Raw genomic sequence first — 13,817 nt, 5'->3', positions numbered from 1 at the left:
AGCAAGGCGTACAGAACCACTCCACAGGAGGACCCAGTGGCGAAGGCGAAGTTCGAGCGGACTAAGCCGCACGTCAACATCGGCACCATCGGTCACATCGACCACGGTAAGACGACCCTCACGGCCGCCATTACCAAGGTGCTGCACGACGCGTACCCGGACCTGAACGAGGCCTCGGCCTTCGACCAGATCGACAAGGCTCCCGAGGAGCGCCAGCGCGGTATCACCATCTCCATCGCGCACGTCGAGTACCAGACGGAGACGCGTCACTACGCCCACGTCGACTGCCCCGGTCACGCGGACTACATCAAGAACATGATCACCGGTGCCGCCCAGATGGACGGCGCGATCCTCGTGGTCGCCGCGACCGACGGTCCGATGCCGCAGACCAAGGAGCACGTGCTCCTGGCCCGCCAGGTCGGCGTCCCCTACATCGTCGTCGCCCTGAACAAGGCCGACATGGTGGACGACGAGGAGATCCTGGAGCTCGTCGAGCTTGAGGTGCGTGAGCTCCTCTCCGAGTACGAGTTCCCGGGCGACGACCTTCCGGTCGTCAAGGTCTCCGCTCTGAAGGCCCTTGAGGGCGACAAGGAGTGGGGCAACTCGGTCCTGGAGCTCATGAAGGCCGTGGACGAGTCCATCCCGGAGCCCGAGCGCGACGTCGACAAGCCGTTCCTGATGCCGATCGAGGACGTCTTCACGATCACCGGTCGTGGCACGGTCGTCACCGGTCGTATCGAGCGCGGTGTCCTGAAGGTCAACGAGACCGTCGACATCATCGGTATCAAGCAGGAGAAGGCGACCACCACGGTCACCGGTATCGAGATGTTCCGCAAGCTGCTCGACGAGGGCCAGGCCGGTGAGAACGTCGGTCTGCTCCTCCGTGGCATCAAGCGCGAGGACGTCGAGCGCGGCCAGGTCATCATCAAGCCCGGCTCGGTCACGCCGCACACCTCGTTCGAGGCGCAGGCGTACATCCTGTCGAAGGACGAGGGTGGCCGTCACACCCCCTTCTTCAACAACTACCGTCCGCAGTTCTACTTCCGTACCACGGACGTGACCGGCGTCGTGACCCTCCCCGAGGGCACCGAGATGGTCATGCCGGGCGACAACACCGAGATGACCGTCGAGCTCATCCAGCCCGTCGCCATGGAAGAGGGCCTGAAGTTCGCCATCCGTGAGGGTGGCCGGACCGTGGGCGCCGGCCAGGTCACCAAGATCAACAAGTAAGTCTTGTTGCTCGCGTGAGCTGAGTACGACCTCTGACCCGTTCGCGGGTCGCCGCTCCGGGCCCTGCCCCCGTCCTTCGTGGACGGGGGCAGGGCCCGGAGTTTTTTTGTGCGGTTACGCGGAGGCGTCCGGGGCGTCCGGGGTGTCCAGGTCGGACATGTCGAGGACGAAGCGGTAGCGGACGTCGTTGCGGCGCAGGCGGTCCAGGGCCTCGTTGACCTGGGCCGAGGGCAGTAGTTCGATGTCCGCGGTGATGCCGTGCTCGGCGCAGAACTCCAGGAGCGCGGTGGTCGCGGGCAGGCCGCCGCTGCCCGCGCTGCTGAGCTTCTTGCGGCCCACGAGCAGGTCCATGGCCTCCACGGTGAGGGGGCCGAGGTGCCCGAGGTGGCTGAGCGTCCCGTCCGTCGCGACGAGGCGCAGGTAGGGGCCGATCTCGTGCGGCGCGGAGATGGTGTCGACGAGGACGTCGAAGCGGTCGCGGGCGGCGGCCATCTGTTCCGGGTCGCTGGAGAGCAGCAGTTCGTGGGCGCCCAGGCGCCGGGCGTCCTCGGCCTTGTCCGGGGTACGGCTGATGACGGAGGTCTCGGCGCCGAGGGCGACGGCCAGCTTCACCGCGAGGTGCCCCAGACCCCCCAGCCCCGCCACGGCGACGCGGCTGCCGGGTCCCACGCCGAGGGCGCGCAGGGGTTCCCAGACGGTGATCCCGGCGCACAGCAGGGGAGCGGCGGCGGCCGGGTCGAGCCCGGCGGGCAGGGCGTGGGCGAACCGTTCCCGTACGACGTACTCGCGCGCGTAGCCGCCCAGCGTGGTCGTCCCGTCCTGCCGGTCGGTGCCGCCGTAGGTCAGGGTCGGGAAGCTGTGGCAGAAGTTCTCCTGACCGGCCCGGCACATGGGGCAGGTGCCGCAGGAGTCGACGATGTTGCCGACCGCCACCGGGTCGCCGGCGCGGAAACGGGTGACCTCCGGGCCGGTGCCGGTCACGGTGCCGGTGAACTCGTGGCCCGGCACCAGGGGCGGGTCGCCCTCGGCGGACCGGGTGTCGAGCGCGCGCAGGTCGGAGTGGCAGACGCCGCAGTAGTCGACGCGGACCGCGAGGTCGTCCGGGCGCAGCTCGCGCCGCTCCAGCGCCTCCCGTCGCAGTGCGGCCGGCCGGCCCTCCGCCTTCCATCCCACGGTGGTCCTCATGTGTTTCTCCCTCACGGTGACCGGCGGACTCCCGCCGTTCAGACAGACTGTTCGGTCTATTTCTTTCCGTGTCCGAGCGTAAGGGGCGACGGGTGGTCAGGCAAACCAACCGTTCTGTTTGGTAGTCTCCCGGTATGGCGCAACAGCCCTTGACCTCGCGCGGAGCGGTGACGTACCAGCGCATCATCGACGTGGCGACCCGGGAGTTCGCGGAGTTCGGGATCGCCGGTGCGCGGATCGAGCGCATCGTGGCGGCCGCCCGTACGAACAAGGCGCAGCTCTACGCGTACTTCGGCAGCAAGGACGGCCTCTTCGACGCGATCTTCTTCGACTCGCTGGAGCGGATCACCAACGCCGTCCCGATCGACGCGAGCGACCTCGCGGACTGGGCCGTGCGCCTGTACGACGAGTACCTGCGCCGCCCCGACCTCATCCGCCTCGCCACCTGGGCCCGCCTGGAACGCCGCTCGGCCGGCCATCTGGTGGAGGACCACGAGCGCATCGACGACCCCAAACTCCGTGCCATCGCCGAGGCGCAGGAGGCCGGTCTGGTGCGCCGGGGCGACCCCTTCGACCTGAAGGCGATGGTGGTCGCGATGTCGATGGCCTGGTCCCCGGTGAGCAATGTCTACGCGGCGACCGCCGACGAACCGCCCGAGGTCCACGAACAGCGCCGCACCCTGCTCCGCGAGAGCGTGCGACGCGCGGTGGCGGCCGGGTGAGGGAGTAGATCGCGCCGGGGCGCTGTGGTGGGCGGCCTGGGGGGACCCGGGAACGCCGGTACGGTCCGCGCGGCGCGCGGGAGCGGCGGCGCGAGAAGGGCGACGACTCCACCGGAGCGGCCCGAAGGCGGCTCACTCGGGCCCCAGGCCGACGCGCACCGAGGCGCTCACCGCCGAGAGGCCGCACAGCGCCAGGTCTGAGGGAGGAGGCCCGAGGCGTGAGGTCTCCTCCTGCCCGCTGTCCGGCGAGTGCCCGCACCGCACGCGAGCAGGCACCGAGACCCCGCCGCCGGGCGCGCCGGTGGCGGGGTCTCAGCGCCCGGTGGCCTCGTCTCAGTGCCCGCCGGTGAGTTCTCCGCTCAGCTTTCCGTGCAGTTCGGCGCTGGCCGGGTTCAGTCCGACGATCTCGACCGTGCTGCCGCGCTCCCGGTACTTGGCCTCGACGGCGTCCAGGGCCGCGACGGAGGAGGCGTCCCACACGTGTGCCTCGTGCAGGTCGATGACGACGTGTTCCGGTGCCCTCGCGTAGTCGAACTGTCCGACCAGCTCGTTGGAGGAGGCGAAGAAGAGTTCGCCGGTCACGTGGTGCACGACGGTGGTGCCGTCGGGGCCGGTGACGGAGGTGACGCGGGTGAGGTGGGCGACGCGCCGGGCGAACACGGTCATGGCGGTGACCGAGCCGACCACGACGCCGATGGCCAGGTTGGAGGTCGCGACGACGACCACGACCGTGATCACCATGACGGCGATCTCGCCGAGCGGCATCCGGCGCAGCGTCTTCGGCGCGATCGAGTGCCAGTCGAAGGTGCCGAAGGCCACCATCACCATGACGGCGACCAGGGCGGCCATCGGGATGTCGGAGACGACCGGCCCGAAGACGACGCACAGCACCATCAGGAAGGCCCCCGCCAGGAAGGTCGACAGGCGGGTGCGGGCCCCCGACACCTTCACGTTGATCATGGTCTGGCCGATCATGGCGCAGCCGCCCATCCCGCCGAAGAACCCCGTGACGATGTTGGCGATGCCCTGACCGACCGACTCCCGGGTCTTGGAGGAACGGGTGCCGGTGATCTCGTCGACGAGTTTCGCGGTCATCAGCGACTCCATCAGCCCGACCAGCGCCATCGCGAGCGCGTACGGGGCGATCGTCGTGAGGGTGTCCGTCGTGAACGGCACGTCGGGGAGCCCGGGAACCGGCAGCGAGGAGGGCAGCGCGCCCTCGTCGCCCACCGTCGGTACGGCGATGCCGGCGGCCACGGTCAGCGCGGTGAGGACGGCGATGGACACGAGCGGGGCCGGGACCACCGTGGTGATCCGGGGGAAGAACACGAGCAGGGCGAGACCCGCGAGGATCAGCGGGTAGACCGGCCACGGCACGTCGCGCATCTGCGGCACCTGCGCCAGGAAGATCAGGATGGCGAGGGAGTTGACGAAGCCGACCATGACCGAGCGCGGCACGAAGCGCATGAGCTTCGCGACGCCGAGAGCGCCCAGCAGGATCTGGAAGACCCCGGCGAGGACGACGGTCGCGACGAGGTAGCCGAAACCGTGCTCCCGGTTCAGGGGAGCGACCACCAGGGCGACCGCGCCGGTGGCCGCCGAGATCATCGCCCGCCGTCCGCCGACCACGGAGATGGTCACGGCCATGGTGAACGAGGCGAACAGCCCGGTCTCCGGATCGACGCCCGCGATGATCGAGAAGGAGATCGCCTCCGGGATCAGCGCGAGGGCGACCACCAGACCTGCCAGCACCTCCGTCCGCCACACCCGGGGATCGGCCAGCCAGTCGGGACGCAGCGCCCGCAGCCGGACGGCTGCGGGCGAGGGGGAGTCGGCGGAAGGGAACACGGGACAGCCACCTGAGTCGTACGGGCACGCCCCGGGAGGGGCTGAGCGGGGAGGGGAGGGAGCGCGGGGGAGAGGGGAGTCGGGGCGGGGACGCGGCCATGGGCCGCTCGGGCACCTGCCCCCTCGCCTCGGGGAGAACCGCGGGGCCCACTGCCGGACCTGCGAGAATCGGGGTCGCGCCGAGGCCCGCGTCGGCTCTGGCGCGGTGCGCGCGGTGCGCGCGCTCCTGCTGGGGCGGCGCGTGCCGGGGAAACTCTACCCTAACGTTAGGGTAGGGATCATCGTCTGCGCCGTGACGCCCAGCACCCCCTCGCCGGGACGATCGGGAGGGCGGTGCGGTGGTGCGGGACGGGGCGCGAGTCTGAGTGCGGAGGATCGGTGAGCGTGGACGGCGTGGACGGCAAGCACATGCGGATCGGTGAGGTCGCCGCGCGGACCGAGCTGTCCCTGCGCACCATCCGGCACTACGAGGAGACCGGCCTCGTCATCCCGAGCGCCCGTTCCCAGGGCGGCTTCCGCCTGTACACGGAGGCGGACGTCGCGCGTCTCATGGTGATCCGCCGGATGAAACCGCTGGGCTTCACCCTGGACCAGATGCGCGACCTGCTGGACGCGACGGACCGCCTGGACCGGGACGCCGGCGGCGAGGAGGACGCCAAGCGGGAGGGGCCTTCCCGTGACGCCCTGCTGGAGCGGGTGCGCGCGTACGAGCGGGCGGCGACGGAGCAGGTCGGGAAGCTCCGCGTCCAGCTGAGCCGCGCCGAGGACTTCGCCGCGACGCTGCGCGCGCGACTGGCCGAGGGGTAGCGGGACCGGCCCGGTAGCGGGACCGGCCCGGTAGCGGGATCGGCCCGGTCACGTGCCCAGGCCCGGTCCGGTCACGTGCCCAGGCCCAAGGGGAACGGGACCGGTCGCGTGCCCACGGCCGGGAGGTGGCGGGACCGGTCACTTGCCCAGTTCGCGGGCCAGGGCGGCGCGGCGGGCCAGTACCTCGTCCTGTGACTCGGCCATCTCCCGCAGCGCGGAACGGCGTTCGCGCTGGGAGAGCCGGTCGAGGTAGAGGCGCCCGCCCAGGTGGTCGGTCTCGTGCTGGAGGCAGCGCGCGAAGTAGCCGTGCCCTCGATCGCCGGCGGTTCGCCCTTCCAGTCGCCGAGGTGGGCACCCTCACGTCCACCCAGGCCGCCGCCCGCCTCGGGCACAGCAGCGGCCTGTGCTCCTTCCATCTGCGTCAGCTCGCCCGGCACGGCCTGATCGAGGAGGCACCGCACTCGGGCGGCAAGGCCCGGCCGTGCCGGCTGCGCTGGGAGCCGGGGACGGGCGCGGAGTCCGGGGGCGGGGGGCCGGACGACTGGGGGCGCGGGCTCCCCGGGGGCTTCGCCGGGCTGTCGCGCGCCTTGGAGGACGAGAGCTACGACCGGTGGCGGGCCGGGCGCGACCGGGCGCCGCGTGCGTGGCGACGGGACGAGTCCTTCAGCGCCGTACTGCACCTGACCCCCGAGGAACTGACCGGACTCGCCGCGTCCGTCAGGAGGTTGCTGGCCGGGTACCGCGAGCGCGAGACGCGTCCGGAGACCCGCCCGGCGGGAAGCGCGCCGGTCGCGGCGGTGGTCCGGATGTTCCCGCTCGTGGACGGGGAGCCGGGGCGGGGCGCCGACGGTGGGGGGAGCGGGGGCCGGGAGGGCCGGGAGCGGCCGGCTCAGGAGGCGCCGGGCTCCGCGTCCGGCTCGCCGTCCTCCGGGCCCGCCTGATCCGGCCCCCCTTCCCGCTCCCCCTCGCTTTCGCTGAGCCTGTCCGCCTCGGCGAGGGATGCGGCGGCTTCCTTCTCGGCCGCGGTGGCGCGCCCGTAGGCGGCCGCCGATCGCAGCCAGGTGTCGCGGGTCTCGGGGCGCGGGCGGCCCGCGGCGGCGAGGGTGGTGGCCAGTTCCTTCAGGGCCTCGCCCTCGCGGTAGGGGTCGTTGAGGCCGGCGAAGGCGGCGGCGGATCTGGTTCCGGCCGCGACGGCTTCGGCGTGGTCGCCCTTGTCGCGGCGAACGGTGCCGAGGTTGTTCCAGGCGATGGCTTCGCGGTGGGGGTCCTTGTGCCCGCGGTAGAGGTCGAGTGCGGTGGTGTGGGCGGCGAGGGCCTCGTCGTAGCGGCGCAGTTTCTGGAGAACGGTGCCGAGGTTGTTCCAGGCGATGGCTTCGCTGTGGGGGTCGTTGTGCTGGTGGTGGAGGTCGCGTGCGGTGGTGTGGGCGGCGAGGGCCTCTTCGTAGCGGCGCAGTGCCTGGAGGGTGATGCCGAGGCTGACCCAGGTGTTGGCTTCGCTGTGGGGGTCGTTGTGCTGGTGGTGGAGGTCGCGTGCGGTGGTGTGGGCGGCGAGTGCCTCGTCGTAGCGGCGCAGTGCCTGGAGGGCCAGGCCGAGGCTGTTCAGGGCGATGGCTTCGCTTTGAGGGACGTTGTGCTGGTGGTGGAGGTCGCGTGCGGTGGTGTGGGCGGCGAGGGCCTCGTCGTAGCGGCGCAGGTCCTGGAGGGCGAGGCCGAAGTTGTTCCAGGCGATGGCTTCGTTGTGGTCTCCCGTGGCCCGGCAGATGTCGAGCGCCCTGGCGGACACCGCGACCGCTTCCTCGAAGCGGCGCTGCCAGGCCAGGTAGGGCATCAGGGCGAAACACGAGCGGTTCACCACCAGCGCGGTGCCGCTTTCCTCCGAGAGGGCGAGCGCCAGCAGATTCGAGCGCTCCGCGTCGAGCCAGCTCATCGCCTCGTCCCAGTCGGCGAACCCGGGGTCCGGGACGATGCCGTTTCCCGGCACGTGCGTGGTCGCCGCCTCCGCCGTTCGCGCGTAGTACTCCCTCAGCCGCGCGAGCGCCTGTTCGTACCGGCGTCGGGTCGGCCGGGACGTCCGCGTCGCCGCCCGCGCCCGGTCCGCCGCGTAGTCGCGCAGCAGGTCGTGCATCTGCCAGCGGCCCCGCACCTCGCCGCGTGCCACCAGATGGGCCGTGGCGAGGCGGCTCAGGAGGCGTTCGGTGACGGGTTCCGGGGTGTCGTTGAGGAGGGCGGCCGCCCTGGTCGAGATGTCGGGGCCCGGGTTCAGGGACAACCGGCGGAAGAGGTCGGCCTGTTGGGGGAGCAGGCTCTGGAGGGACTGGTCGAAGGTCGCGCGGACGCTGCGTTCGCCGTCGTCCAGGCCGTCGAGCCGGTCCTCCGCACCGCTCAGCCGTTCCGCGCGCTCGGCCAGGGGCTGTCCGGGGTCGGTGATCAGCAGCGCGGCCGTGATCTGGAGGGCGAGGGGCAGGTGACCGCAGGCGCGGGCCACACGGAGCGCCGCCTCCCGGTCGTCCGCGACCCGGCTGTCCTCGGGGTCGGCCTGGCGCAGCGCCGCGTCGAGCAGGGTGGTCGCCGCCCCGGGGGACAGGAGGTCCAGCGGGCGCTGGCGGCCGATGCCGGGCAGGACGCTGCGGGACGTGACGAGGAGCGCGTGGTGGTGGTCCGGCGGCAGCAGCGGCCTCGTCTGCTCCACCGAGGACGCGTTGTCCGCGATGACGAGCAGCCGTTCCCCTGCGCCGGTACGGGATTTGAGCTGTGAACGGTAGAGGGCGGCGCGGTCGGCCTCCTCGGGCGGGATGTGCTTCGGGCGGACGCCGAGCGAGCGCAGCAGGGCGTCCAGGACGTCCCCGGCGCGGGCCGGGCGCGGGTCGTAGCCGCGCAGGTCGACCAGCATGACCCCGGTGAACCACTTCCGGTCCTGCGCGGCGTGTGCCACCGCGTAGGCCAGAGTCGTCTTCCCGACGCCCGGCGGTCCCGCGATCACCGCGACCGCCGGCGCGGTCTCCCGCTGCTCGCGTTCCGGGTCCAGCAGGTCCAGCAGCGCGCCGCGTTCCACGTCCCGGCCGGTGAACTCGGGCGGGAGCCCCGGTACGGCGTCGAGCGCCGTCGGCACAGGTGCGTACCGCTCCACGTACGAGATCTTCTGCACGCCCGAGCCCTGCGCGGGGCCGGCGAACCGGCCCTCCCGGAAGTCGTTCGACACGGCGGGCCGGTTCCTGGCCCGCTCCGCGCCGCCCGGCGGCTGCGCACCGCCCTTGGGCTTCGCGCCCCCCTTCGGACCGGTCTTCTTCCCGGTCTTCTTCCCGGCCCTCTTGCCCGTGCTCCCGCTCCCGCTGTCCCTTCCCACGGCCTTGATCGGCTTACCGCTGGTAGTAGTTGATCGTCTGGTGCCCGCTGCCCTGGACCGGGCCCCGGAAGGTGGCGTGGCGGAAGTCGTTGCGCACCGTGCCAAAGTCCGCCGCGCGGTCGGCCTCGGCCTTCAACGCCTCCAGTTCGGAAGCGAGTTGTTCACGGCCGGCCTCCGGCGTGCCTTCGAGCAGCGCCTCGAAACGGGTCTGCCACGCGGCGCTCTGCGCGGTCCGCGCGTGTGCCGCCTCGTCCCCTGGCGCCGCCGCCTCCAGTGCGGAGAGCGTCGCGTCCAGGCGTGCCAACGCCTGTTCCTCGCCCTGCTGTTCACCCCGTCCCAGCAACCGGGCGGCCTTCGTGCGCACGGTGGTCCAGGCGTCCGTCCCGGCCGCCCCGGCCACAGCCAGGCCGCCCGCCTGCGCCGCCGCGATGAACGCGTCCATCAGCATGGTGTGCCCCCCCGTCGCCGCCGGATCGTGCCGACCAGATTACTGGCCCACCGGGCCGGGGGCGCCGGGAGCCGCGGACGGGGCGGGCCGGCCGGGCCGAGCGGGTGTGCGCGGTCCGGGGCGGTAACGGCGCGCGCCGGTCCGCCAGTTGTTCTACTCTCCCCGGATGACCAGCGACCCGCTCCGTCTCACCGTTCTGGGCAGCGCGACGCCGTACGCGCTCGTGGACAACCCCTGTTCCGGCTATCTGGTGTCCGGGGGCGGTGCCCGCGTGTGGGTGGACGCGGGCAGCGGGACGCTGGCCCAGCTCCAACGCCACACGCGGCTGGACGAGTTGGACGCGATCTGGGTCTCGCACCTGCACGCCGACCACAGCGCGGACCTGCTCACCGCCTACTACGCCGCGCTGTACGCCGACATCAGGCTTCCCGCCCCCGTCCCGCTGTACGGCCCGCCGGGGATCGCGGACCGCCTGGCCCACTTCCTCACCAACGGCGCCAGTCGCAGTCCCGTCGAGTCCGCCTTCGCCGTCGAGGAGTTGTACGACGGCCACCGCGTGCGGGCCGGGGGGCTCACGCTGACCAGCGCCGCGGTGGCGCACGGCATGCCCGCCTTCGCCCTGCGCGTCGAGACGGGGACACCCGCGGGGCTCCCGGCCGACACCAGGACCGCGGGCGGCCGGTCCCTGGTGTACTCCGGTGACTCGGCCCCCTGCCCCGGCCTGTCGGGCCTGGCCGAGGGCTGCGACGCCCTGCTGTGCGAGGCCGAGAGCGCCGAGGCCCCGGCGGGCGGGGAGGAGCGGGTCCACCACACGCCGGAGGACACGGGTGACACCGCGCGTACGGCCGGGGCGGGACGGCTGATCGTCACGCACGTGGGGCGGTTCCTCTCGCCGGAGCGGGCGGTCGCCCGCGCTTCCTCCCGGTTCGGGGGCCCCGTCGACTACGCGGCGCCCGGTGCGAGCTTCACGATCGGCTGAGCCGAGCCGAGCCGAGCCGAGCCGAGCCGAGCCGAGCCGAGCCGAGCCGGGGCCGCGACACCGGCCGACGCTCACCGGCCCACGCTCACCGGCCGACGCTCACCCGCCCACGCTCACCCGCCCCCCCTGCCCGGCCGCCCTTCCCCCGCCGCCCGCCGCCCGCCGCCCGCCGCGTCCGCCCGTACCAGCGCTCGGGCCAGTCCGGTGGCGGCCGGCAAGGTGTCGAGCGGGAGGGGCTGCGTGGCGAGGGCGCCCTCGTGCAGGACGAGGAGGCGGGCCGCGAGGGTGCCGGGGTCCGGGAGGCCCGCCTCGGTGGCGAGTTCCTCGAAGAGGTCGCGCAGCCACAGCTTCTGGTGCGCGGCGACGCGGTGCGCGGGGTGCGCGGGGTCGGGGAGTTCGGCCAGCGCGTTGATGAACGCGCAGCCGCGCGTGTTCGTCTCGTTCCAGGTCCGCAGCGCGTCGAAGGGCGCGGTGACGGCCTCGACGGGGTCCGCGCAGGCGTCGACGCGGGCGCGCACGAGGGACCGCCAGCGCTGGTCGCGTTCCGCGAGGTAGACGGCGACGAGGTGGTCCTTCGAGCCGAACCGGTTGTACAGGGTCCGCTTGGTCACGCCCGAGTGCTCGGCGATGAGGTCCACGCCGACCGCCGTGATGCCGCGCTGGTAGAACAGCTCTTCGGCGGCCGCGACGATACGGCGGCCGGCCGGTGTCATCGGCCGCGTGTCCGGCCCCCCGGCCTCCTGGAACGTGGTCTCTCCCGTGGGGTCTCCCCGCATCTCGGCGTTCCTTCACAGATCGGTGTACGGTGGCTGGAGTTCACCGATCAGTGTACCTATGAGGAGGTCGAAGGATGACGGGTCTGCCCCAGACCATGCGCGCGATGCGGATCACCCGGCACGGGGGCCCCGAGGTCCTGGAGCCGGCGGAGGTGGCGGTGCCCGTCCCGCAGGCGGGCGAGGTGCTGGTCCGGGTCGGCGCCGTGGCGCTGAACAACACCGACCTGTGGACCCGCGAGGGCGCCTACGGCCGTCCGGGGGACCCGGAGGCGCTGTCCGGCTGGCGCGGCCCGCTCGACTTCCCGCGCGTCCAGGGCGCCGACGTGTCCGGCCGCGTCGTGGCGGTCGGCGCCGGGGTGGACGACGCTCTCCTCGGCCGCCGCGTGGTCGTCGACCCGGCGATCTACGACTCCGAGGGACCGGACGCGCGTCCGGTGGGCCTCATGGGGAGCGAACGCGACGGCGGCTACGCCGAGTTCGTGACCGCCGGGGCGAACCGCGCGCACGACGTGACGGACTCCCCGCTCACGGACGACCAGCTCGCGACCCTGCCGACCGCCTACGGCACCGCGCTCGGCATGATCGAGCGGGGCGGGCTGCGGGAGGGGGAGACCGTTCTCGTCTCGGGGGCCTCCGGCGGGGTCGGTGTCGCGCTGGTGCAGATCGCCCGTGCGCGCGGCGCGAAGGTGCTCGCGATCAGCAGCGGGCCGAAGACCGACGCGGTGCGCGAGGCGGGCGCCCACGAGGTCCTCGACCGGGCGAAGGACCTCGGTGAGCAGGTGCGCGCCGCCGCCCCCGGGGGCGTCGACGTCGTACTCGACGTCGTCGCCGGGGACCTGCTGAGCGACGGGCTGCCGTGGCTGCGCGAGGGCGGCCGCTGGGTCGTGGCCGGTGCGCTCGGCGGGTACGGCGTGGCTTTCGACGTACGCCGTCTCTACCTGCACAACGCCCAGGTGATCGGCTCCGCGATGCACACGCCCACGCACTTCGGGCTCCTCATGGACCTGGCGCGCGAGGCCGCGGTCCAGCCGGTGATCGCCGGGACGTACCCCCTGGAGGAGGCCCCCCGGGCACAGGAACGCCTCGCCCGCAGGGACCACGTGGGGAAGATCGTCCTGCGTCCCTGAGCGCGAGGGGCCCGGCACCGGCCCGGCCGCCCTCGGCGGCGCCGCCCTAAACCGGTGGACGCGTCGCTCGCGAGGGCTCTAGGTTGTGCCGGGTCCAAGATCGACGCGTCCGGGCGGGGTGGATGAGATGACGGTTCAGGCAAGTGGTGGCCGACTGCGGGCGGCCGCCCTCCGAACACGACAGGACCTCATCGGACTAAGGAACCCCTCCTGTGGATCTTCGACGCATCTGGACCCTTCGCGAAAGCAGCCACCGCGTCCACAACCCCATCACCGCTGACAAGCTCGCCGTACTGGGCCGTGCGCTCCGTCTTGCCCCCGGCACGCGGGCGCTCGACCTCGCCAGCGGAACGGGCGAGATGCTGTGCACCTGGGCGCGTGACCACCGTGTCACGGGGACGGGGGTGGACATCAGCACCGTGTTCACCGAGAAGGCCCGAGCCCGTGCCGCCGAACTCGGAGTCGCCGATCAGGTCGGCTTCGTCCACGGCGACGCCGCAGGCTATGTCGCGGACACGCCGGTCGATCTCGCCGCGTGCGTCGGCGCGACCTGGATCGGGGGCGGCGTGGCCGGGACCGTCGGACTGCTGGGCCGCAGCCTCCGCCCGGGTGGCCTCATGCTGATCGGCGAGCCGTACTGGCGGCGGACCCCGCCGACCCGGGAAGTCGTCGAGGGCTGCCACGCCGGCAGCGAGGACGACTTCCGGACGCTGCCGGAGCTGATCGGGCACTTCGGCGACCTCGGTTACGACGTCGTGGAGATGGTGCTGGCCGATCAGGACAGCTGGGACCGGTACCAGGCGGCGCAGTGGCTCAACCTCCGCCGCTGGCTGGACCGTAACCCCGATGACGAGCTGGCCGCCGAGGTGCGGGCCGAACTCTCCACCGGGCCCGTCGGCTACGCGCGGTACACCCGGGAGTACCTCGGCTGGGGAGTCTTCGCGCTGATGAGCCGCTGACACTCCGGCCGGTGCGGGTCCGGGCGGCGTGCTGCCCGGACCCGCACGGGTGCGGACTCGCGGGGCGGCCCGTGTCCGTCAGCCGCACGCGGGTCCGCGGGGGTTCGGCGCGGACTCGGAGGGGGGCTTCGAGGCGGCGGGGCGCTACGCCCGGGGACGGGCGCCTCTCGCGCAGTCCCGGCATTGGGGGGCGTTGTTGGGGAGGGCGCGTTCGCAGGTGTCGCAGCTGTTGGTCCAGCCGGTGGTGCGGAGGGGTGTGGGTGGGGGTGTGGTGTGCGGGGTGGGTCGGGGTTGTGGGTGGGGGAGGGGTGGGAGTCCGGTGCGGAGGCGGTGGGTGAGGACGGCGGCGGGGCGGTGCATGGGTTCGGGGAGGTTGGTGGTGAGGGCGGTGCG

General features: G+C 72.9%; 11 protein-coding genes and 3 pseudogenes. 7 read left to right on the top strand and 7 right to left on the bottom strand.

Annotation, left to right across the window (positions count from 1 at the left end; all coding sequences use genetic code 11):
• Window positions 1-36: 36 nt before the first annotated feature.
• Window positions 37-1,230, top strand: coding sequence for an elongation factor Tu (tuf, locus tag ACFYMP_RS12985; protein WP_388855213.1), 1,194 nt, complete (start codon window positions 37-39; stop codon window positions 1,228-1,230).
• A 114-nt stretch (window positions 1,231-1,344) separates the two neighbouring features.
• Here the strand turns inward: tuf and ACFYMP_RS12980 are convergent, their stop codons facing one another.
• Window positions 1,345-2,415, bottom strand: coding sequence for an NAD(P)-dependent alcohol dehydrogenase (locus ACFYMP_RS12980; protein WP_388855210.1), 1,071 nt, complete (start codon window positions 2,413-2,415; stop codon window positions 1,345-1,347).
• A gap of 134 nt (window positions 2,416-2,549) precedes the next feature.
• Between ACFYMP_RS12980 and ACFYMP_RS12975 the strand changes: the two genes are divergently transcribed.
• Entirely contained in the window at window positions 2,550-3,137 is a 588-nt protein-coding gene (locus ACFYMP_RS12975) for a TetR family transcriptional regulator (RefSeq protein ID WP_388855207.1), read from the top strand.
• A gap of 333 nt (window positions 3,138-3,470) precedes the next feature.
• Here ACFYMP_RS12975 and ACFYMP_RS12970 read toward each other — a convergent pair whose 3' ends face one another.
• Window positions 3,471-4,985 (bottom strand): SulP family inorganic anion transporter, encoded by a 1,515-nt coding sequence (locus ACFYMP_RS12970; protein ID WP_388855204.1) that lies wholly within the window; start codon window positions 4,983-4,985, stop codon window positions 3,471-3,473.
• 393 nt (window positions 4,986-5,378) lie between these two features.
• Between ACFYMP_RS12970 and ACFYMP_RS12965 the strand changes: the two genes are divergently transcribed.
• Window positions 5,379-5,792, top strand: a complete 414-nt coding sequence (locus ACFYMP_RS12965) for a MerR family transcriptional regulator (protein WP_388855999.1) — start codon at window positions 5,379-5,381, stop codon at window positions 5,790-5,792.
• Window positions 5,793-5,930: 138 nt separating this feature from the next.
• On the opposite strand, the pseudogene ACFYMP_RS12960 reads toward ACFYMP_RS12965, so the two are convergent.
• Window positions 5,931-6,104 (bottom strand): annotated as a pseudogene (locus tag ACFYMP_RS12960) (peptide deformylase); the annotation flags it as partial.
• Window positions 6,105-6,139: 35 nt separating this feature from the next.
• Between ACFYMP_RS12960 and ACFYMP_RS12955 the strand changes: the two are divergent.
• Window positions 6,140-6,625, top strand: a pseudogene (locus ACFYMP_RS12955) (ArsR family transcriptional regulator); the annotation flags it as partial.
• A gap of 56 nt (window positions 6,626-6,681) precedes the next feature.
• On the opposite strand, the gene ACFYMP_RS12950 reads toward ACFYMP_RS12955, so the two are convergent.
• Both ACFYMP_RS12950 and ACFYMP_RS12945 read right to left on the bottom strand, forming a co-directional pair.
• On the bottom strand, window positions 6,682-9,135 hold the full coding sequence (locus tag ACFYMP_RS12950) for a tetratricopeptide repeat protein (protein WP_388855202.1): 2,454 nt from the start codon (window positions 9,133-9,135) through the stop codon (window positions 6,682-6,684).
• Window positions 9,136-9,148: 13 nt separating this feature from the next.
• Window positions 9,149-9,583, bottom strand: a complete 435-nt coding sequence (locus tag ACFYMP_RS12945; RefSeq protein ID WP_388855199.1) for a hypothetical protein — start codon at window positions 9,581-9,583, stop codon at window positions 9,149-9,151.
• 166 nt (window positions 9,584-9,749) lie between these two features.
• Between ACFYMP_RS12945 and ACFYMP_RS12940 the strand changes: the two genes are divergently transcribed.
• On the top strand, window positions 9,750-10,562 hold the full coding sequence (locus ACFYMP_RS12940; RefSeq protein ID WP_388855196.1) for an MBL fold metallo-hydrolase: 813 nt from the start codon (window positions 9,750-9,752) through the stop codon (window positions 10,560-10,562).
• Window positions 10,563-10,675: 113 nt separating this feature from the next.
• Here ACFYMP_RS12940 and ACFYMP_RS12935 read toward each other — a convergent pair whose 3' ends face one another.
• Window positions 10,676-11,275, bottom strand: coding sequence for a TetR/AcrR family transcriptional regulator (locus ACFYMP_RS12935; RefSeq protein ID WP_388855996.1), 600 nt, complete (start codon window positions 11,273-11,275; stop codon window positions 10,676-10,678).
• Window positions 11,276-11,412: 137 nt separating this feature from the next.
• On the opposite strand from ACFYMP_RS12935, the gene ACFYMP_RS12930 reads away from it, so the two are divergent.
• Entirely contained in the window at window positions 11,413-12,465 is a 1,053-nt protein-coding gene (locus tag ACFYMP_RS12930) for a zinc-binding dehydrogenase (RefSeq protein ID WP_388855193.1), read from the top strand.
• Window positions 12,466-12,677: 212 nt separating this feature from the next.
• Window positions 12,678-13,424, top strand: coding sequence for an SAM-dependent methyltransferase (locus tag ACFYMP_RS12925; protein WP_388855190.1), 747 nt, complete (start codon window positions 12,678-12,680; stop codon window positions 13,422-13,424).
• A 144-nt stretch (window positions 13,425-13,568) separates the two neighbouring features.
• Here ACFYMP_RS12925 and ACFYMP_RS12920 read toward each other — a convergent pair.
• Window positions 13,569-13,817, bottom strand: a pseudogene (locus tag ACFYMP_RS12920) (hypothetical protein); the annotation flags it as partial.

The sequence above is a fragment of the Streptomyces sp. NPDC007088 genome, from assembly GCF_042869355.1.
Classification (GTDB): domain Bacteria; phylum Actinomycetota; class Actinomycetes; order Streptomycetales; family Streptomycetaceae; genus Streptomyces.
The sequence above is the reverse complement of the archived record's forward strand: the minus strand, read 5'-3'. Positions and strand labels throughout refer to the sequence as shown.